General features: G+C 47.9%; 26 protein-coding genes. 9 read left to right on the forward strand and 17 right to left on the reverse strand.

Translation table 11 applies throughout. The features are described 5' to 3' along the window. The first annotated feature begins 76 nt into the window (after positions 1-76). Complete coding sequence (locus K7G97_RS07720) at positions 77-1,108, forward strand: zinc-binding dehydrogenase (RefSeq protein WP_223041866.1); 1,032 nt, start codon at positions 77-79, stop codon at positions 1,106-1,108. A gap of 64 nt (positions 1,109-1,172) precedes the next feature. Here the strand turns inward: K7G97_RS07720 and K7G97_RS07725 are convergent, their stop codons facing one another. Then, entirely contained in the window at positions 1,173-1,667 is a 495-nt protein-coding gene (locus tag K7G97_RS07725) for a hypothetical protein (RefSeq protein WP_223041867.1), read from the reverse strand. A gap of 446 nt (positions 1,668-2,113) precedes the next feature. Here K7G97_RS07725 and K7G97_RS07730 point away from each other — a divergent pair, with 446 nt between their 5' ends. Beyond that, positions 2,114-2,464 carry a potassium channel family protein gene (locus K7G97_RS07730; protein ID WP_023468138.1) on the forward strand — a complete coding sequence of 117 codons (351 nt, stop codon included), beginning with the start codon at positions 2,114-2,116 and terminating at the stop codon, positions 2,462-2,464. A gap of 201 nt (positions 2,465-2,665) precedes the next feature. Further along, positions 2,666-3,520 (forward strand): LysR family transcriptional regulator, encoded by an 855-nt coding sequence (locus tag K7G97_RS07735; protein WP_223041868.1) that lies wholly within the window; start codon positions 2,666-2,668, stop codon positions 3,518-3,520. Positions 3,521-3,588: 68 nt separating this feature from the next. Here K7G97_RS07735 and K7G97_RS07740 read toward each other — a convergent pair whose 3' ends face one another. The 10 genes from K7G97_RS07740 to K7G97_RS07785 form a co-directional block, all read right to left on the reverse strand. After that, entirely contained in the window at positions 3,589-3,876 is a 288-nt protein-coding gene (locus K7G97_RS07740) for a putative quinol monooxygenase (protein WP_223041869.1), read from the reverse strand. 54 nt (positions 3,877-3,930) lie between these two features. After that, entirely contained in the window at positions 3,931-4,593 is a 663-nt protein-coding gene (locus tag K7G97_RS07745; RefSeq protein WP_023468141.1) for a type 1 glutamine amidotransferase domain-containing protein, read from the reverse strand. 144 nt (positions 4,594-4,737) lie between these two features. After that, on the reverse strand, positions 4,738-5,868 hold the full coding sequence (locus K7G97_RS07750; protein WP_223041870.1) for a low temperature requirement protein A: 1,131 nt from the start codon (positions 5,866-5,868) through the stop codon (positions 4,738-4,740). 12 nt (positions 5,869-5,880) lie between these two features. After that, positions 5,881-6,585 (reverse strand): type 1 glutamine amidotransferase domain-containing protein, encoded by a 705-nt coding sequence (locus K7G97_RS07755; protein ID WP_223041871.1) that lies wholly within the window; start codon positions 6,583-6,585, stop codon positions 5,881-5,883. 80 nt (positions 6,586-6,665) lie between these two features. Further along, positions 6,666-7,004 carry a winged helix-turn-helix transcriptional regulator gene (locus tag K7G97_RS07760; RefSeq protein WP_223041872.1) on the reverse strand — a complete coding sequence of 113 codons (339 nt, stop codon included), beginning with the start codon at positions 7,002-7,004 and terminating at the stop codon, positions 6,666-6,668. Between the two features lie 8 nt (positions 7,005-7,012). Continuing rightward, positions 7,013-7,546, reverse strand: a complete 534-nt coding sequence (locus K7G97_RS07765; RefSeq protein WP_223041873.1) for an NAD(P)H-dependent oxidoreductase — start codon at positions 7,544-7,546, stop codon at positions 7,013-7,015. Next, complete coding sequence (locus K7G97_RS07770; RefSeq protein WP_223041874.1) at positions 7,543-8,199, reverse strand: SDR family NAD(P)-dependent oxidoreductase; 657 nt, start codon at positions 8,197-8,199, stop codon at positions 7,543-7,545. The genes K7G97_RS07765 and K7G97_RS07770 overlap by 4 nt, the downstream gene beginning before the upstream one ends. Positions 8,200-8,247: 48 nt before the next feature. Then, on the reverse strand, positions 8,248-8,685 hold the full coding sequence (locus K7G97_RS07775; RefSeq protein WP_223041875.1) for a MarR family winged helix-turn-helix transcriptional regulator: 438 nt from the start codon (positions 8,683-8,685) through the stop codon (positions 8,248-8,250). 89 nt (positions 8,686-8,774) lie between these two features. Continuing rightward, positions 8,775-9,149 (reverse strand): hypothetical protein, encoded by a 375-nt coding sequence (locus K7G97_RS07780; protein ID WP_223041876.1) that lies wholly within the window; start codon positions 9,147-9,149, stop codon positions 8,775-8,777. Positions 9,150-9,192: 43 nt separating this feature from the next. Then, a complete protein-coding gene (locus K7G97_RS07785) occupies positions 9,193-10,053 on the reverse strand; it encodes an alpha/beta fold hydrolase (RefSeq protein ID WP_223041877.1) in 861 nt (286 codons plus the stop codon). Between the two features lie 243 nt (positions 10,054-10,296). Between K7G97_RS07785 and K7G97_RS07790 the strand changes: the two genes are divergently transcribed. Both K7G97_RS07790 and K7G97_RS07795 read left to right on the forward strand, forming a co-directional pair. Beyond that, entirely contained in the window at positions 10,297-10,980 is a 684-nt protein-coding gene (locus K7G97_RS07790) for an ABC transporter permease (RefSeq protein ID WP_223041878.1), read from the forward strand. Position 10,981: 1 nt separating this feature from the next. Further along, on the forward strand, positions 10,982-11,872 hold the full coding sequence (locus tag K7G97_RS07795) for an ABC transporter ATP-binding protein (RefSeq protein WP_223041879.1): 891 nt from the start codon (positions 10,982-10,984) through the stop codon (positions 11,870-11,872). Here the strand turns inward: K7G97_RS07795 and K7G97_RS07800 are convergent. From K7G97_RS07800 to K7G97_RS07810, 3 genes are all read right to left on the reverse strand, one after another. Continuing rightward, on the reverse strand, positions 11,861-12,472 hold the full coding sequence (locus tag K7G97_RS07800) for a YdeI/OmpD-associated family protein (protein ID WP_223041880.1): 612 nt from the start codon (positions 12,470-12,472) through the stop codon (positions 11,861-11,863). The genes K7G97_RS07795 and K7G97_RS07800 overlap by 12 nt on opposite strands. A 64-nt stretch (positions 12,473-12,536) precedes the next feature. After that, positions 12,537-13,622 (reverse strand): diguanylate cyclase, encoded by a 1,086-nt coding sequence (locus K7G97_RS07805; RefSeq protein WP_223041881.1) that lies wholly within the window; start codon positions 13,620-13,622, stop codon positions 12,537-12,539. Between the two features lie 153 nt (positions 13,623-13,775). Beyond that, positions 13,776-14,159, reverse strand: a complete 384-nt coding sequence (locus K7G97_RS07810) for a hypothetical protein (protein WP_223041882.1) — start codon at positions 14,157-14,159, stop codon at positions 13,776-13,778. 141 nt (positions 14,160-14,300) lie between these two features. Between K7G97_RS07810 and K7G97_RS07815 the strand changes: the two genes are divergently transcribed. The 4 genes from K7G97_RS07815 to K7G97_RS07830 all read left to right on the forward strand — a co-directional run bounded on the left by K7G97_RS07815 (position 14,301) and on the right by K7G97_RS07830 (position 17,677). Then, positions 14,301-15,305 carry an ABC transporter ATP-binding protein gene (locus tag K7G97_RS07815; RefSeq protein ID WP_223041883.1) on the forward strand — a complete coding sequence of 335 codons (1,005 nt, stop codon included), beginning with the start codon at positions 14,301-14,303 and terminating at the stop codon, positions 15,303-15,305. Further along, complete coding sequence (locus tag K7G97_RS07820) at positions 15,302-16,096, forward strand: ABC transporter permease (RefSeq protein ID WP_223041884.1); 795 nt, start codon at positions 15,302-15,304, stop codon at positions 16,094-16,096. Before K7G97_RS07815 ends, K7G97_RS07820 begins: the two co-directional genes overlap by 4 nt. Next, entirely contained in the window at positions 16,093-16,884 is a 792-nt protein-coding gene (locus K7G97_RS07825; protein WP_223042006.1) for an ABC transporter permease, read from the forward strand. Before K7G97_RS07820 ends, K7G97_RS07825 begins: the two co-directional genes overlap by 4 nt. A gap of 262 nt (positions 16,885-17,146) precedes the next feature. Beyond that, positions 17,147-17,677 (forward strand): hypothetical protein, encoded by a 531-nt coding sequence (locus tag K7G97_RS07830; protein WP_223041885.1) that lies wholly within the window; start codon positions 17,147-17,149, stop codon positions 17,675-17,677. 68 nt (positions 17,678-17,745) lie between these two features. Here K7G97_RS07830 and K7G97_RS07835 read toward each other — a convergent pair whose 3' ends face one another. From K7G97_RS07835 to K7G97_RS07845, 3 genes are all read right to left on the reverse strand, one after another. Then, entirely contained in the window at positions 17,746-18,168 is a 423-nt protein-coding gene (locus K7G97_RS07835) for a MarR family winged helix-turn-helix transcriptional regulator (protein WP_223041886.1), read from the reverse strand. Positions 18,169-18,187: 19 nt separating this feature from the next. Continuing rightward, the gene (locus K7G97_RS07840) at positions 18,188-18,607 is read right to left on the reverse strand and encodes a MarR family winged helix-turn-helix transcriptional regulator (protein WP_133208694.1); all 420 of its coding nucleotides are present in this window, start codon (positions 18,605-18,607) and stop codon (positions 18,188-18,190) included. 154 nt (positions 18,608-18,761) lie between these two features. Further along, entirely contained in the window at positions 18,762-19,292 is a 531-nt protein-coding gene (locus K7G97_RS07845; protein WP_215147732.1) for a hypothetical protein, read from the reverse strand. Between the last annotated feature and the right edge of the window lie 11 nt (positions 19,293-19,303).

A 19,303-nucleotide genomic window follows, 5' to 3' on the forward strand; every position in this document is an offset into this window, starting at 1 on the left:
AAGCAGGATATTAAAATCAGGATGAAGGGGTAAAGAAGAGAGATATCATATGAGGGAAAGAAAGTGAGGCAAAAACATGAAGGCAGTCACCGTAACGGGGCATGGCGGGCTTGAGCAGCTCGCCTATATCGATCAAGAGACACCACAACCGAAACAAGGCGAGGTACTGATTGAAATCAAAGCTTGTGCCTTGAACAATACAGAAATTTGGATGCGGGAAGGCGCCTATGGTGCAGAGAGTGAATCCGGCTGGAAAGCAGAAGGGGTGCAGTTCCCCCGGATTCCCGGTTCAGACATCAGCGGACGAATCGTCGCGGTCGGAGACGGTGTCGCCGAGACGGAAATCGGACGCGACGTCGTCTTGTTCCCGTTCACGGCGAGTGGAGAAATTGCTGACGAACAAAGTGCCGAGGACTTATCATTCATCGGTTCCGAGTATGACGGCGGATACGCGGAGTATGTCTGCTGGCCGCTCGAACTCTGTTACGACATGCCGCTTGCTTCCTATACGGACAGTGCGGTCTTCTCGGTCAGTGGATTGACGGCGTGGCACATGGTCGAACAACTCGACTTACAACAAGGACAGACGGTTCTCGTAACAGGTGCCAGTGGCGGTGTCGGTTCACTCAACGTCCAGATTGCGAAACGTGTCTTCGGTGCCCGTGTCGTCGCACTCGTCGGTGATTTGAAGCTGACGGATCAATTGCAAAAACTCGGGGCGGACTTGGTCGTTTCCTACCGTGAGCCGGACTGGGATCAGCAGGTCATGCAAGAAGTCGGTCCGGTCGATGCGATTCTCGACGTCGTCGGCGATGCGGTGGTCAAACAAGGACTGGATCTGCTGAAGCGCGGCGGAACGTACTGTATTTCCGGATCGTCCGGGGGGCAGGTGACGTCGCTTGATTTTCGGACGCTTTATTTAAAACATATCCGTCTACAAGGATCCGTCCTTGGCAATCGCCATGATTATGAGAAATTACTCGAGGCGGTTCGGACGCAGACGATTCAGCCGGTCATCGACCGGACGTTCCCGCTCGCTGAAGCGCGACAAGCCCAAGCGTACTTCAAACAAGCTGGCAAATTCGGCAAGGTCATCTTGCTACCATAAGTGAAACCGAACAAAACGAGCTATCCTCTTCCTGTGATGGAAAGGGTAGCTCGTTGTCGTATCGTTAACGGTTAGGCAAGATGTAAAAAAAGGTGACGGTCGAGCTGACAGGTGTCTCTTCCGTATAATCAACCAATTCCTCCTGAGATTGATGAATCGTATACCGGTTGCCCGGAAAGAGTTCCGTTACCCAGGTCGGAACGTGTGAAGCGAGAGGGAACGACTGAATCCGCTCAAGTGGGAATGGGGTTCCGTCTGGATTCGTCGTGTGGACATGTAGTGCGTCTTGTGAAGCATCCTCAAGAACAATCGTTATGTAAAGCTGATGTTCAATCTGTTTTTCCGTTAGTTTTTGTTGCATGTCCTGCATAGCGCTCAACGCGATCCGAAGATGTGCTTTACGAATGCGCAGACTCGCGTTGCCATGTCCGGAAAAGTCAGGGTGCTCGTGCCAGTCGTTAAACCAAACGTCTGGATCAATATAGGCTGGAGAAGAAAAACTGTTGAATTCCAGTTCGAGATTTTTAAAATAACGGCGTTTACCGCGGAATTTTTTCATGAGCGATATACCTTTCGTTAAAGGGATTTTTTTATTTTTCATACGGGAAATAAGACGAAGACACTAAAAATGGGTAAATAAAAACCAATGACTTGAATGGCATGACACGTTTTTAAGTGACGAACTGATCGCGCGGACGTTCCCGGTGTCGTAATCGCCACCGCCTTGTTGACACTGGTCTATACGATCGATTACGCCATTATGAATCAGAACATGACCTACGCGCTCGGTGCAGATATCTGTTTCTGATCAACTGTAGTTTTATTTTGATCGCGACGTTGCTCGGTGTCAAATAGCTCCTACGGACGGATTAAAGTTTACAGATCCAGTCATCAATACGAATCGATTATTTCCTGATCTCTGACTTGAATCAACTTGATCCTGACCAACTAGAGAAATTGTTCAATGAACGTGTGCCGTGATGACGGAACTGAGGAGGAGAGAGCATGCTGGCGTTCTTTATCTTGATCCGAAATTTTTTTCATGTCATTCGTATCTTATTCAAGCAAGAAGAACAGAAGGCATTGATGATCATGGTTGGGGCACTTTTCTTGATTGGGACTGTCTTTTATCACAATGTCGAACAGTTCAGTATTCTGGACGCCTTTTATTTCTCCGTCATGACGCTCGCGACGGTCGGATACGGGGATCTCGTCCCACAGACAGCGTTCGGTAAATTGTTTTCGATCGTGTACGTCATGCTTGGCGTCGGTGTTCTCAGTGCCGTCATCGTGAACGTCAATATGGCATTAAAACAATATCACCGGGAGAAGAAAAAGAAAGAAGAGCAGAAATGAAATCAGATTTGACGCTTTTCTTGCAATGATCCGCGGAGCAATCGTCGGGTTCTGTATAGAGGAACTTCTAACGAAACATTTTGGAAATCCTCTCTCATTATCCGATAAATAAATTTATGACTTACTAAATTATTCGTTATTTGTCTTATGGATTGAATGAATCTATACTTTTTAAGAAGACCCAGCAAAAGGAGAAACTATATGATTGATTTTGAATGGTATCGCAGTTTCATTCACGTTTACCAACAGCGTTCCGTCTCGGCAGCGGCAAGAATTCGTTTTTTGACGCAACCGGCGGTCAGCCAGCATATCGCGGCACTAGAAGCAGAACTAGAGACGTCCTTGTTCATCCGTGCGCCACGGCAAATGATTTCGACGGACGCGGGAACAGCCCTCTATACACAAGTCGTCGGATTGATTGATCGGCTCGAGGAGTTATCGCTTGAGATGAAGTACGAAGCAGGGGAACAACCTCGTCCGGTCTTGAAGTTCGGGGGACCGACGGAATTCGTCACGCATGGGATCGTACCGAAGCTACCGCTCGACGTCGCACAGTTCACGGTAGTCTTTGATTTGACGGTTCCCTTGTTGCAACGCTTGCTTGCGAATGAGCTCGACTTCATCATCGCAACGAAGCGGATCGATGAACCGGGTGTCCAGTACGTCCCGATCGCTGACGAACGCTTTCATTTGATCGCCCCGATCAGCTACGAAGTTCCGGAAGCGGATCTAAAGGAATGGATGGACCGTCAGCGTTGGATCAGTTACGGACTCGAGCTGCCGATCATTCGTCGGTACTATCAGACGCAGTTCGGAGAACGACCTGGGATCCGTCCGGAAATGATCTTACCGAACGTCGATGCGATACTAAAAGCGATCGAAGCAGGACACGGGATCAGCGTCTTGCCCGATTATCTCGTCGAGGCAGCGGTCAGTGCTGGACGGGTACAACGGATTGCGCCGGAACGATTCGCGACGAATCAGTTATACGTCGCCTATCGAACGGACTCGCGTCATGATCCGGTTTTGCAACAGGTGATTAAGGCGTTAGGTTGAATTAAGTTAAAAAAGTCCAATCCACAAGCAAATTCTTGAGGATTGGACTTTTTTGTATGAAATATACATTACTTCGATACGTCACTTAAGAACGTCAATGCACGATCAGCGACGAGATGGACACTGTCTGCTCGATAGGCTTGATAGTGCGGTGAGGCGACATGCTGATCGAAGGCGTCTTGGTCACGCCATTGTTCATAAAAGTAGAAGACGTTCGGAGCATCGATAGCGCGATGTGCCTGATACGTCAGACACCCTGCTTCTGCACGCGAAGGGGCGATCACACCTTCGATGATGGAAGCGAGCTGTTCGCCTTGATTCGGATGCGCTTCGATCCGGGCAATCAGTTGAATCATCGATAGAACCTCCTATGAAAAGAGATCCTTCATCCAAAGGATCCCTTGTTTCGATTAGTTAAGTGTATTGATGACGGCTTTTGCGACCGCAATCGTAGATTGTGGATTTTGACCCGTGACAAGGTTTCCGTCGACTTGGACGTTTTCCGTGAAGTTGTCAGCCGTGATGATGTTCGCACCAAGTTCACGAAGACGTGTCTCAAGCAAGAATGGCATGTAGACGTCAAGGCCTGTCGCGCGTTCTTCTTCATCCGTGAACGTTGCGATCGTCTTTCCAGCGACGAGTGGTGTTCCGTCTGAGAGTGTCGCACTGACGAGTCCAGCGGGTCCGTGGCAGACCGCAGCGACCGTCTTGTTCGCTTCAAACAATGTCCGAAGGGCGTTGTTCAAAGCATCACTTTGTGGCAAGTCGAACATCGTACCGTGTCCACCTGGCATGAAGATTGCATCGAATGCCGAGAAATCCTGGATTGCTTTTAAATCAAGTGTCTCTTTCAAGAGTGGAGCTGTCGCTTGAATCTCAGCTGGGACTTCGTCTTCAAGGCTTCGTGCGTCGATTGGTGATTCGCCGCCGTTCGGGCTTGCGACCGTTACCGTATATCCTGCGTTCTTGAATTCGATGTAAGCTTCCGCAAACTCAGACAACCAAAGTCCTGTTGCGTGACCTTCCTTCATTTCTTTCGCGTTCGTGACGACCATTAAGATGTGTTTACTCATGATGTGTTCCTCCTTTTTCGTTTGCCGATTGGCTACGTGATTAGAATACGCCCGCTTGAATCAAAAAACAAATTAATAAAAATGAGCTTATCGATAAATAAATTTATACGTAAAATAACCAGATGATTAGCACCATCTGGTTGATCATGTTTCGGACGAGGGACGTAAAAGTGTCGTCCAATAATAGATCCCCTGAAAGAGAATTAAAAGTAAGGATAGGAGCACCACGAGTAGCAACAAGAAGGGAGAGAAAATGAAGAAACTACCTACGAGTAAAAATGTCAGCAAGAGACGGAGTTGGAGAAAACGTCTCGTCATTCGAACAGACACGGTATCTTTTTGCCCGGTCAATCCGATACCACCGGTCGTCCAAATAAACAGCAGGGTCGCACTGAAAAAGAGCAGAACAGCATCCGGATCAGTTGCGATATAACCTGAAAAAGCGCTACGGACGAGCAATAAAGATATCACGATACCAAGGTTCCACATGCCCCACCAATAGACGTGCCAGGCGGTCGGATGATACAGCCGGTAGATGACTTGATCGTAGTAGATCCAAAAACAGCAGACGAGATAGAGGAAGAGTAAGAACGGGTACAATAAACCTTCTCCTGTTGCCAGCAAGTCGATCACGCCAAGGACACCTTCTCCGAGGACAAGCATCGTGAACAAGCCGAACCGTTCAGGCAAGTGATTGCGTGTCAACTCGGGAAGTTGTTCGTGAGCACGTAACGTCCACAGCGTCTGAAATAACTCAATGAGTAAAGCAAGCAGGACGAGCGGTAAAAATGCAACCCAATAACTGAATGTGACGAGGAGCATCGCGGTGCCATGTCCGAGCAACAAAATACGGAAGGTTCTTCTTTGTGCCTCTTCCGTCATTCGGACAGTACCCCACATGAATAAGAGCCAAAGACGAGAGAGGATAAAGCTTAGGACGAACCAGCCGACATGTCCTTCGACGACATGGTGAACAGAGTAAGCGAACAAGCCAATCGGTATCATCAAGGCGATCAAGAGAAGACGATGGCGGCTTGTATTTTCCTCATAGCGATCGGAATAGAACGTCGTACTCCGCCAGACGATCCAAGGTGCGATGAAAAATACCAAGAAGAGTAGAAGCGTCGACATGATGCCTTCGGATAGATGCGCTTCAACGAAATGAATCGCTTCGACGAGAGAAGCGATGAAAACGAGATCAAAGAACAGTTCAATCCACGACGCCTGTCGGTGCCCAGTCGTCGTATGAATCGTTGGTCGTGACCATTCGTGCATGTTCAGACCTCCTTATGCTTCAAGCAATTCGATGACACGCATTGCGACTTCCTGTCCCGATTCTTGCTGTTGCCCGGTGATGAGATGTCCATCGACGACTGAAAACGATGTCCACGGGGAGGCGGAGACGAACACCGCACCAAGACGCTTCGCTTCCTCCTCGATGCGAAACGGCATGACACGCATGCCTGCTGCTTGATCAGCTAAATCTTCTTCCGCGTTCGTAAAGCCGGTCATGCGTTTGTTTTCGACGAACGGGCGCGCGCCATCATTTAGATAAAGTAATAGACTCGTACCGTGACATAGTGCCGCTGATGGTTTTCCTGCACCATAAAAGGCGAGAAAGGCTTCATGGAGCGAAGTGGCTTGTTCAAACGTAAACATCGGGGCTTGACCACCAGCGACGAGAATGGCATCAAATCCTGTGAGGTCCAGATCATCGATGCGCGGTGTCGCTGACAGGCGTGTCAAAAATTCAAGGTTATCCCGATACGACAGTGAGAGCTGATCATGAGCAGAGTATCCGCTTGGATCAGTAGGATCACTGAGTGCATCCCAATCAACTTTACCGCCATCTGGACTGGCAATCGTCACGTGATACCCGTGTTTTTGAAACATTTCCAGCGGATGGGTCAACTCTGATAACCAAAACCCGACCGGCCATTGTGTTGTCGATGAGACGGTTGGATTCGAAACGACGATTAAGATCGTTTTCATGAAAAAATCCTCCTGTTCGTGGTGTGATGGATGACTTAATGTCATCGTATCAAACACGTTCAGAAGGACAAGTACGCACATTAAGGTGAGTGGGATGCTTTATACTGCATCCCCCATTGTTGTAAGGCACGTAGAATCGGCTCGAGGTCACGTCCCTGATCCGTCAGACCGTATTCGACGTGCGGTGGGTTTTCCTGAAAGTCATGACGGAAGATGAATCGTTCTTCTTCAAGCACTTTTAATGTATCCGATAAAACTTTATGGCTGATGCCGGGAACGAGACGTTTCAATTCACCATACCGACGATTTTTTAAGAACAGTTGCCATAAGACTAACACTTTCCACTTGCCCATCAAGACGTTCATGCTGAGCTGGACCGGACAGTCGAATTCACGCGTCTGATAGAGAAAACGTGCCATAAGTGACCTCACTTTCGTGTTGGAACAAGAAGTGTCCGGTCAATGAGTGATGTGGTTGCCTCTGCTAATGCTTCATCGGATAAGGTGCGGACGCCGGACAAAATGTACGGGGGTAAAAACGTCATCCCCGTCAAATTCGCCATCGCTTGAAACGGTGTCGTCAATTGATCAAACGTGAAGCGATTTAAACCCGACGGCTGGTAAGCTTCCGCTGGACCGCCCGTTGAAAAAGCGAGTAACAGTTCCTTCCCATGCAATCGTGTACCAGCTTGACCATAAGCCCAGCCGTAAGCAAGTACCTCGTCTTGCCATAGTTTCAGTAAAGCGGGGCTGCTATACCAAAAGAACGGAAACTGGAGTACGATCCGGTCGTGTGCCATCAATAACTCCTGTTCCCGTTTTACATCAATCTTAAAATCGGGATAGGCGGCGTACAAATCATGAACCATCACGTTTTCTTGCTGTTGAAACGCGTGCATCCACGTTCGATTGATACGAGAATTTGTTAGATCCGGATGGGCGACGATAACGAGTGTCTTCATTGTTGTTCCTCCTTGTAAATGCGTTCGATAGCTCGCTCTTGACGAAGCTCATGTAAGGCTTGCGCGATATGCTGTGGTGCAAAGTAGGTTCCTTCTTTGACGAAACCGGCGATCGTCAACGTTCCGACATGGATCGATTGTTCCTTCAACTCGTCATGCAAGCTATACGCTAGATTTCGGAGTGCCGCTTTACCGAGCGATAAAGAAGCGACGTCGGCAACAGGTGAGAGCGCAAGTCCACCACCTGTCAGCAGGATCGATGCGTCAGGTGATAAGTACGGGAGTGCTGCATTGACGCTGTTGAGTGCACCGATGACATTGACTTCGAAGTCCGCGCGTAGATTTTCTGCGCGCAACACTGTTGGGCGACCTGGCGTGTTAGCTAGCGCATTATATAGCAGGACATCAATCGAGCCATGAATCCGTTTAATGACTTTAAATTGCGCCGCAAGCGAGACAGTAGTTCGTACATCCGCGACATGAGCGGTCGCATCGTATCCTTGATCTGTCAGGCGAGTGACGAGTGATTGAAGACGTTGTTCATCCCGCGCCATCAGTGCGACGTGATAGCCGTCCTGTGCGAAACGAAGTGCCGTATGATATCCGATTCCGGGACCGGCGCCAATGATTACTATGGTTTGTTGTGTAGTCATGAAAACACTCCTTGATAGTTGTATATACAAACGTTAGGGCAAAAAAACTCAAGCACGCTCAAGTTTTTCATTTGCATCCCGAAGCGATTTGCTCAGTTGTTTACTCTCGTCCTTGCCAAGAATCGCCGCATAATCAGCGAATAACTGCTTCAACGATTGACGAAACGAGCCGTAAACTTCTTCCCCCTCTGTCGTCAAGCGGACGTGAGATTGTTTCCCGCGTGATTCACGATGAATCCAACCGAGTGCTTCCAGTTTATCTAAGAACCGTGTGCTTGTTGAGGGAGCGAGTGATAAGCGCTGACTTAATTCCTTTTGTGTGATGTCCGGATGGAAATGGACGACGAGCATCATGTAGTAATAGGAGGGTGCGAGCTCACCGTCGATAGCTTGATCAGCCAATTTGGCGATATTACGGGCAAAGCGGCTCGACGTGAAATAGAGACAATACGTCAATAAATCCTCCTCTTCCTGAATCAATGACATGAATCATGCTCCTTCCTTAACGTTTGTATATACAACTTAAAACGATAAAAGCAGGATGTCAAGAGAGACATCCTGCTCAGGTAGTCGATTCACTTTAAGACAGGTTGGAACGTCGTACTCCGCGTAGCGACGATCACACTAGCAAGACTTGCGACTGTTCCAAGGACAGCGACAATGATCGTCGAGGATCCGTTCGGAATCAAGAAGCCGACGGGAATCAGTCCGACGAAACTGAAGACGATTAAGGATTGATAGACGACATTGATGATCTTCAGGACAGGATGTTCGAAAAATGATAGGACGAGCGGTGGTAAGAATAAGAAGATGATTAGTCCGATCGCGAGGTAAACCGATAACGGCTCTTCAAACGAAATGGTGTTTCCAGTTGAGTGGCGTGCAGCGACAAGGGTAGCGACGATCGCGACGCATAAGGTCACACAAACGAACGTTAACCGTTTTAACATATGAACCCCTCCTTTTTACTCTAATTCCATAATAAACCATTTTTCAAATGGAAAACAATCTTTTTCCGGACGTCCAGTAGTGACGAATCGCTTCGATGATGACGTCAGGGCGATCCCAGTGTAATAGATGTCCTGTCTCCGGGACGAAATGGACCGTCGCTTGCGTCATCTCATGTAATCGGTTCGTCGCCTGCTGACGGATGGGTGCTTGATCCGTCGGTAACGTTGCGACGTACAACTGAATGTCCGCTGGTGGAACGTCCGGGAGGAAATCAAGAACATCCTCGTGGTGCAGCGCACGTACGATCGCAGCAGCCGTCTCTCCTCGAGCATGCCAGTGGAATCGTCCTTCCTCCATCCGAAGAAGATCGACTCCGGCTTGATCAAGGGAGGGGGAGCGACGGGCGTTTGGGGCATAAACGGCAATGTCCAAAAATTCGTCCCATGTTGAAACGGAATCCTCGAAATCTTGTTCATAAAAGGCGACTTCTTCCTCTACAGAACGACCGTAAAGTCGTTTACTATGATAGCCGCCGTCAATCAGGATCGTGCCGAGCACACGATCCGCATGTTCAATCAAATAATAGAGCGAGAGTACACTGCCCCACGAGTGCGACAAGGCATAGAACCGCTTGATATCAAGGATGTGTAAGACTTCATCGATCCAGTCCGTAAAGGGTTTCATGCGATAGTGTAGAGGGTCTGAGAAAGCTGGTGTTTTGCCGTGACCGGGTAAATCCATCGCAATCAGACGGAATTCGTCCGCGAGCGCTTCAGCGATTTCGATGAAGCTGAGACTCGTACTGCCGAGTCCATGGAAGCAGACGATCGTCGGAAGCTGTTCGTTTCCCCATTCCGTAATATGAACGGATTGTTGCTGACAGGTGATTGTATAACGTTTCATTTGCCGTCTCCTTTTTTTCTTTTACTGTACCATGAGGAGAATGTTGGGAATTGAAAAATAAGGAAACTTTTTGTAAGGAGTAGCGTAGAGTAAGATGACACGTCATTTACATAGAGGAGAATTCATATGGAAACCATCATCACGATGCTCTTAACAGCCGTTACCTTATATGGACTCGGTGTCCTTGTCACGAAAGTAAAAGAACGCTTGCGTTAATCAAAAATATGTCCGAAGGAGTCCGTCATGTTTCCAATCGTAAAACAAGAATTCACGAGCAGCTTCAAAAGCATCAAAGCGATTCTATTGATTCTTTTTCTGACGATCACGTCCGTCTTCACAGCATCGTATTTGACGAGGCATCCGGAACTGCTTGCTGGCGTTAATCAACCGTCTGCCTATACTTCAAGCATTAAGTTCTTCATCCTGTTCTTCGGTTTTCTGTTCGTGGCTGCGTTATCACATGACATCATCAATCGTGAAATCGAGACGCGGACGATTCGTTTACTGGTCACGAAGACGTCGCGTCTGCGAATCGTTTTGGAGAAGTTTCTCGGATCATTGTTATTCTGGTGCGCGACGCTTACGATCAATTTCCTGATTGTCTCGCTCTACGCGCAGCAATGGTTCTGGATCGATTATCTGACGGTTCTGATCGTCATCCTATACATCACCAGTTTCAACATCTTTTTATCTACAATGATTGCGAAGCCTGGTTTGACGATGTTTCTCGGTATATTTCTCGGGATTGTCGTCCCGATCATCGGTCTCTGGTCAGCGTTCTCGGAAAAATGGTATCTGGTACCGTTTCAATACATCTTGCCGTACCACGCTGTCATCATGTCTGGAACATTATTACTGTTACCTGTTTTATGGAGTGGATTGTTTTTGACGATCTCCTATCTCACGTTAAAGCGAAAGGATTTGTAACATGAAAGCGATTGAAGTAAAAGGGTTGAAGAAATCGTTCGGTGCGAAGGAAGTCTTACGAGAGGTGAATTTGACGGTCGAACGAGGAGAAATCTTTGGTTTTTTAGGTCGTAATGGTGCTGGGAAATCGACGTTCATTCAAATTATGACCGGGATCACACAAGCGACAGGCGGAACTGTCGCACTTCTCGGTGAACCCGCTGATCGACTGGATGCCATCAAACAACGGATCGGAGTCATGCCGGATACATCGAATCTGTATCATGATATGACGGCACGTGCGTTTCTTAACTACATGGCAGGATTATCAGGAGTTCGCATCACGAAGCGAGAAATTGGACGATTGCTTGAACAAGTCGGATTAAGCGGAACGGAGCGACAAAAGATCGGGAGCTTCTCGTTCGGGATGAAGAAAAAAATCAGTATCGCACAAGCGCTCACCGGAAATCCGGAATTACTTTTTTTAGATGAACCGACGTCCGGTCTTGATCCAGAATCGGCGATTGAGATCCAGCGATTGTTGCTTGCATTAAAAGTGGACGAAAAAACGATCTTCTTGACCTCGCATAACTTGAATGAGATCGAAAAGATGTGTGATCGTGTCGCCATTATGACGGAGGGAAGAATCGTCCGCTGTGGAACCGTTGCGTCCTTACAAGAAGCAATGAGGCAGGAGATTCAAATCCGTATTCGGACTGTTCCGCGATTAGAGCCATCGCATCTGCCAGCATACGCTCGACTTTTGTCGCAAACCGATGATTGTACACGGCTTGATTTATCAACGGAAGAGGATATTCCAGAGTTACTCGTCATGCTTGCGAAACAAGACGTCAAAGTCTACGAGGTGCAGATCGAACGTCAATCATTAGAAGAGATTTTCTTAGCGGTCTGACCGACTATCCTCTGATTCCGTCTCCGGAACATCTTCGAGTAAAAGACGACCCCCGTCATTCCACTGACCGTACATCTGATTCCGTTTCGTTTTTTCAATCAACGTCTGCAGACGTTTTTCATAGAGAACGGGATCCTTGCGTACACTTTGAATCGTATCGATCCGGATGCGTCGATAGAGCTCCGGGAAGTCATTAAACTGTTCATAGACGACCGGGTCTTCTTGTAGACGTGTCTGGATGGCGTCATCAATGACGAACGCATCAGCGCGCATGTCTGGTAGAACCTGTCGTCCGGACGGTTGCATCAAGCCGAGACGTTCCAAGCGACGGACTCGTTCCTTGTTCAGTTCGGTCCAGTTGCTGTTCTTTCGACGTGGGGTGAACCGTTGCGCCAGTTCACCGTCTTCGGTCTTCTTTGCAATGCCATCAATCCAGCCGAAGCAAAGTGCCTCTTCGACGGCATCGAGATAAAGTAACCCATCTCCGGCTTGTTTTCGACTGAGAATCACCCAGCAGAAGGTCGCGTGATCTGCGTGGTTCGTCAGCCACTGTCGAAAGCCATCGCGATCGGTAAAGCGTAAGACATTCGTGATTTCCACGTTCGTTCCTCCATTTCAGATAGCAGTGCCCCCTTCACGTCACGCGAGGGGGGCACTTTTTTCTTTAACGTAACGGGTCATGATGAAAGACACAATTCCGACCACTCTTCTTCGCTTGATAGAGGGCAGCGTCTGCCTGCTGGATCGTCTGCAGAAAATTATGGGTCTCAGACGGTTGATGCGTTTGGCGGGACACCCCAATCGATAACGTCACTTGCAGCGGTTCCGTCGCTGATAACTCATACGTCCGTTTGGCACTGGCTTCACAGATTTGTTCCGCGAGTCGACGCGTCTCCGGCAACGAATGCTCCGGCAACAGCATCATGAACTCTTCACCGCCGAATCGTCCGAGCACACAAGTTGGGGGACAATATGATGCAAGCAAAGAGCTGATTTGCCGTAAAATATGATCGCCGCGGTCATGACCGTAAGTATCATTGACCTGTTTGAAATGGTCGACATCGATGATCATGATTGAAAAGTCTGTCTGTTGGGATTTGTACCGTTGGACGGTCTCTTCTAGACGACGTCGATTATCAAGCCCTGTCAATGTATCCGTCAAAGCAAGACGCCGATGCATCCGGACTTGATTGAAGTGCCAGCGGACTTGATGCAAGATGCTGTGCAAGAGGAAACCGGCGCAACCATTCCCGATGAGAAAGATCGTCATCGCTGTCACGTCATTCGGTTGAACATGTTGAACGTATGGTAAACAGAGAATGAGTGCAATCGTGAAGATGACCGGAAACGAGATGAATCGATCCGGTGCTTCATTTTGTAAGTACAAGACAACGATGCTGACGATCAGATACGTACCGATCAGCCAATAGGCATGAGCGGAATCAAAAACGAACGTTTGAAGAGAAGCGAAGACGAGGGTCGTGATGAAGCCGCTACTGATGCCTCCATAAATGAAAGCGATGACGATTAAGGTAATCGACAAATCGAAACGGAATCCCTCATAGGTGATGGCGTTATGGATGACCCAGTAGCCGGCACCTGTCGCAAGAATCAGTACTAACAGATTTTTCTTCAGCCAGCTGTCGAGCGTGTTTCGAAACTGAAATCGCTTAAAAAAGAACAGGGAGATGAGCACGAAGAAAAAGGTCAGAGCGACGTTGAGGATAAGATGGTTCAGCGTATTCCACATGTTCGTGTTCCTCTCAAATGAGTTCTGAAAAATAACTACAACAAAATGTTTCATTCAGTGAATATTTATTCTATACAACCAACGATACCCTAAAGATGTATAAAAGTATCATGATTTCCGTATCTTTTAAAAAAGAAGAACTTCTCATCTAGTTCAATAATACTCTGAGATTTTCTCACGTGACGACTCGACTAGGTAGTCAAGCGAGACGAAATTGCGAATGTACGCATACGAGCCGATTTCTTCGAGGGGTAACCCTAATTTTTTTGCATGATGACTGCGTTCATCCTCTTCCGATTGGAGCATCTCAAATCCAGCTGCTTGCATCCGCTCCCCATCGAATTCGAGCGTAACGACATCTCCATCCTGCCAATCATTTTTTAATTGATGAAAGTGCGTTTGATACGCTGCGCTTGGAGGATCGACTTCAAAGGCGATCCATCCTGTTGGTGCATCGATTTGGAATGTCGGTGACAATCCACCGCGTGTCACGATTGATTTCATGTGATGCCGATGTGTCATATGGCGTAATAGCATGGTCAGACCACTCCTTTTTTTCTATTATTACGCGACCGCGTCAGAATATCGAGAAAAATTTTCAAAAGAGATGGAAGAATCTTGGATTTTTCTGGTATACTACGTTTTCAGAAAGCGTTTGCACAAAAAGGGGGAGAATACATGCAACCATATGCCATTGAGGCAACAGGACTGACGAAACATTATCAAATCCTCCAACGGGAACCGGGACTGCGCGGGGCGATCAAAGCACTCTTTCGCAGGACATACCGGATGAAAGAGGCGGTCAAAGCGATTGATTTGACGATTGAAGCTGGAGAACGTGTCGGCTACATCGGTTTCAACGGTGCCGGGAAATCAACGACGATCAAGATGCTCGCTGGAGTCTTACGTCCGGACGCGGGGAACGTCCGGGTATTCGGACTTGATCCACATGCCGACCGCGTCAAGAACGCGTCACAAATCGGAGCCGTCTTCGGTCAGCGGACACAACTGTTCTGGGACATTCCGGTCCAAGAATCGTTTGAGCTGTTGAAGGAAATCTATCAAGTGCCGACGTCCGAGTTTGCCGAGACGCTCGCGTGGTTTCGGGAGAAGCTCGATCTCGCACCGCTCCTAGACGTACCAGTCCGGCAACTGTCGCTCGGACAAAAGATGCGCTGCGAACTAGCCGCAGCCTTCCTGCATCGACCAAAAGTCGTCTATCTCGACGAACCAACGATTGGGCTTGATATCGAGATCAAGGAGACGATCCGTCACTTCATCCGCGAGATGAGTGATCGCTGGGGAACGACCGTCATCTTGACGACGCACGACATGCAGGACATCGAGGAAGTCTGTGACCGGGTGATCGTCCTCGACGACGGCAAAATCATCTATGACGATACGATCGATCAGTTGAAGGCATCGTTCAGTCACGAGCGGACACTTCGAATCACGCTCGAAGAACCGGTGCCGTTCGTTTTACCGACGGCGTTGATCAATCGTGTGATCGTGTTTGAGACGAATGAACAAACGTATGAGCTCGCCTTCGACGACCGAGAACTGTCAAGCGGTCAAGTCATCAAGGAAATCGTTTCGCTGTACGCCGTTCGGGACGTCTCCGTGTCCGTCCCGAAGATGGAGACGTTAATCCGCAAGCTCTACCGAGCGGGGATCAGTGCATGAGAATCCGTAAATATACCGCGTTGATGCGGTCCCAAATCAAGGTTGATCTCGCCTACACGGCCTGGTACTGGGCAAGCATGTTCAGCGTGACGATGCGCTTGTTCATTCTCTATTTCTTCTGGCAAGCCGTGTATGCCAATAAGACCGATGTCTCCGGTATCTCACTGTCGACGATGCTGACGTATGCGGTGCTTGCGACGATGATCGATCAGTTCCGCGGGGGTGCCGGACGCGATCTCGCCCGGATGATCAAACAAGGGGCGATCGCAATCGAGTTGCTCCGTCCGTATCACTTGCTCGATAAGTTACTCGCCCAAGACATCGGCTCAAAAGTCTCGGTCTTGTTCCGCTCGATCCTGCCACTCGTCCTCGTCTCGATCTTGTTCATCGGCGTGGATCGACCACAGTCATGGCTGGCTGGCATTGCCTTCGTCGGTAGTGTCCTTTGTGCCGTGTTGCTTGCGACATTGATTGATCTGCTCGTCGGCATCTTCGCGTTCTATACCGTCAATATTTGGGGACTATCCGTCTTACAAGACGCCGTCATCACGATCATGTCCGGTGCAATCGTCCCGTTGACGCTGTTCCCGGACTGGTTTCAGACGATCAGTCTGTACTTACCGTTCGCTTCACTCGTCTACGTCCCGGTTGCGATCTATACGGGAGAGATTGGCGCAAGCGGCATCTTGCAAGCGTTACTGATTCAAATCGGATGGTTGATCGGATTCTTCGTCATCTTGCGAATCACGTTCGCGCTCGCGATCCGGAAAGTGACGGTGTTCGGCGGATGAAACGATACATAAAACTCTACTGGCTATATGCCAAAAGTCATTTTAAGGTCATGATGGAATACCGAATTGATTTCCTGATCGGTGTCTTGTCGGTCTTCGGTCAACAGTTCGCCTCACTCTTTTTCCTGTCGGTCGTCTTTCAGCATATCGAGATGCTAAACGGTTGGGACTTTTACGAGATTCTATTCATTTACGGGATCGCCTTTTTAGGACGAGCCTTACATCATATCTTCTTTGATAACCTTTGGACGATCGGCTGGCAGTACATCCGGACCGGGAATCTGGATCGGTTGTTGATGCGCCCCGTCAATCCGTTGTTTCAAATCATCGCTGAGCGCGTCCAACAAGACGGATTCTGTCAACTGTTGATTGGTGGTGGGGTGCTCTATGTTGCTTCCAATCACCTCGACATGATCTGGAGCTTCGGTGATGTCTTGATGCTGATCGTACTTGTTCTTTCGAGCGGATTGCTCTATATCGCGATCAATCTGTTTTTTGCGACGTTCTCGTTTTGGATGGTCGACAGTTTACCGATCGTCTCAGCAGTTTTCAGTTTGAGTGATTTTGCTCGTTATCCGATGACGATCTACTCGAAGGTGTTGATGTTCGTCTTGACTTACATCATCCCCTTCGGCTTTACTGCCTTCTACCCGGCGATGTATTTCTTTGACGGAAGAGGCTATAGCGTAATGGCTGTTGCGACACCGCTTGTCGCGATCATCGCCTGTTTGATCGCTTATCGTTTCTGGTTGTTCGGACTGAAGGCATTTGCGAGTACGGGATCATGAAATAAGAAGAACCTTGAAGTGTTGCGACGCTTCAAGGTTCTTTTTGGATGTTTTTATCAGCTCGTTCGTAAAGATTTTGCATAGTTGAAAGATCAGCGATGTCAACTGTGTACAGCAATGGATGATGGTTAAAAATCAGGTTAAGAAAAATAATCCGTTCCCTTGATTCCTGAAAAAGGAAATTTTAAGTATCTCGATTTTGTATAATGAAGAGGGAAGACGGAAGGAATATAAACATTATTCAAAGGAGGAGTGTAGTGAGATGAGAGTCGTAAGAGTAGACCGATTGGTAGTGGCATTGAGCATCTTTAGTGGACTTCTCGTATCCTTGGGTCGCTCGACGCAAGTGTATCCGCAATCAAGCAGCGGCAATGGTAATCTAGGGCTTATACCGCTCCTGCTACTCCTATTGATTTTTCCATTTGGCATCAGTCTCGTGGTGCAATGGATTAGAGCAGCGCGGTTACGTTTTTTATCCCTAATCGGTTTATCGATCTGTACGATGATCTATCTTGTGTGTGGCATCTTCTATCAAGTCGAGCAATTCAGCCAGTATCAAGTTTTCGTTAAACAACAAGTTAGGGCGGAGAATGGAACGATCGATGAAAGTTACTTAACAAGTATTACGTCGGTACCTTCGCCCTATATGAACAGTCAGTTCTTTAACAGCAATACTTTCTTGATTTACTGGGCAAGCATCTTATTAGTGGCAAGCTTGATTGCATGGTGGACTCGAAATAAATCGTTATTGCCGGATTCAGATAAAAGGAATACGTTCCCATTTGAACAATGAAAGAGTCCTTCTCTCTACTGTGCTTTCAGAAGAGAGAAGGACTCTTTTGTTATAACGATTATGCGCATTTAAAAGTGATCGCTTTGCATCTTATGGAGCAATTGGTCGAACGTCTCGTGGTCCTTTGATGTAAAGGCACGGAAATAACGATCATCAATCTCTTCGATTTCGGGAGCTGATGTTTGAATCAGCGCTGCACCATCTTCCGTCAAGAGAATCCGTTTTTCCCGGTTGATTCGTTTTCGGATGACGAGGTGTTCCGCGAGCAACTTCTTGACCGTTTGCGAAATGGCACCGCTTGAGAGTTCGAGCGTGCGTTCAAGTGATTTTTGTGTCGCACTCTCTTGATGATACAGGGTCATCAATAAATCGAATTGGGATTTTGAGAGCCCTTTTGGTTTCAGTACATCGTTGACTTCTTTCGAATAACGAGAATGGATTCGCTGAATGGCGTTCCAGTGTTGCATTGAAGTTTCGAATGTGAAGGTCATGATTTTTCCTCCTCTTCTGTCACGCAGGATTGAGCTTATCGAAGAAACGGATTAATTCTTCCTGTTGTCGAGCCGTCAAAGCAGCGAATTGTTCTTGTTGAAAACGTTCGTAGGCGGGCAACACTTCTTGCAGAATGGCTGCTCCTTTTTCCGTCAATAGCAGATAGTTCGTCTTCCATTTGCGTTTTCGGGTGATGAGTTGCCGATCAAATAAACGTTTGATTCCGTGTGAAATCGTGCCATCGGTCACTTGGATCCGTTCCGCGATTTCCTTCTGGCTCGTGCATGAGGTCGTTTGTAGGCAACGCAATACTTCAAGATTCGTATGGGAGAGATCCCATTGTTTCAAGAAAGCATTGACGCGCTTGATTTGTTGATTATGATACGTCGAAATCGTATGCCAGCATGTCATGGGATATGTCTCTGTCATTGTTGTCATGGGGAACCTCTTAAATGTAGAATGTACTGCTGATGAATTACTTTTACCATACCATATTAAAAATATGTAGTGCTACTAGTTTGAACGCAAACCCATCACTTCCCATCATTGCCTAAGAACTATACAAAAAAAGACCTGAACGTGTCAGGTCGTTTCAGGAAGGAATCCCATTTGAGAGCGTGAGATAGGAATCCGTTAACTGGAATCCATATTTCGTAAAACATTGATCGGAGACGCGTCCTTGTAAGGTGATCTTCGAATAATCGCCACGAATCGCGTAATGGGTATACTTTTTTTCGATGTCATGAATCAACGACTCAAGTAACAGACCACGCTCGCCGAGTCCTTCTTCCCGAACGTTGATTTCAAGTAAACAGAATGTACCGTATTCGGTGAGGGACGTGCGCTCCGTTCGTTCATGAAGCACAGTTAAGAACGAACGTTTTGAGATGAGGGATCGACTATTGGGTGGTTCAAGAATCGTGACGTAATAACTGAGTGCCGGGGGACGCACGTTACGCGTGACTTCAACGACTTGACGTTGATTGTTGTACGCGAGACCAACGAATTGTTCCTGCGGATGATGCGGCAGGGTCAGTCCTTCTTGCTCACAAACGGTTTGCCACTCGGCTTCTGGAATCCAGACAGCCTCTTCGGTTTTCGCTAAAGCTTTAAAGAACTTCACGTTGAACGGAT

The sequence above is a fragment of the Exiguobacterium acetylicum genome (assembly GCF_019890935.1).
GTDB classification, from domain to species: domain Bacteria; phylum Bacillota; class Bacilli; order Exiguobacteriales; family Exiguobacteriaceae; genus Exiguobacterium_A; species Exiguobacterium_A abrahamii.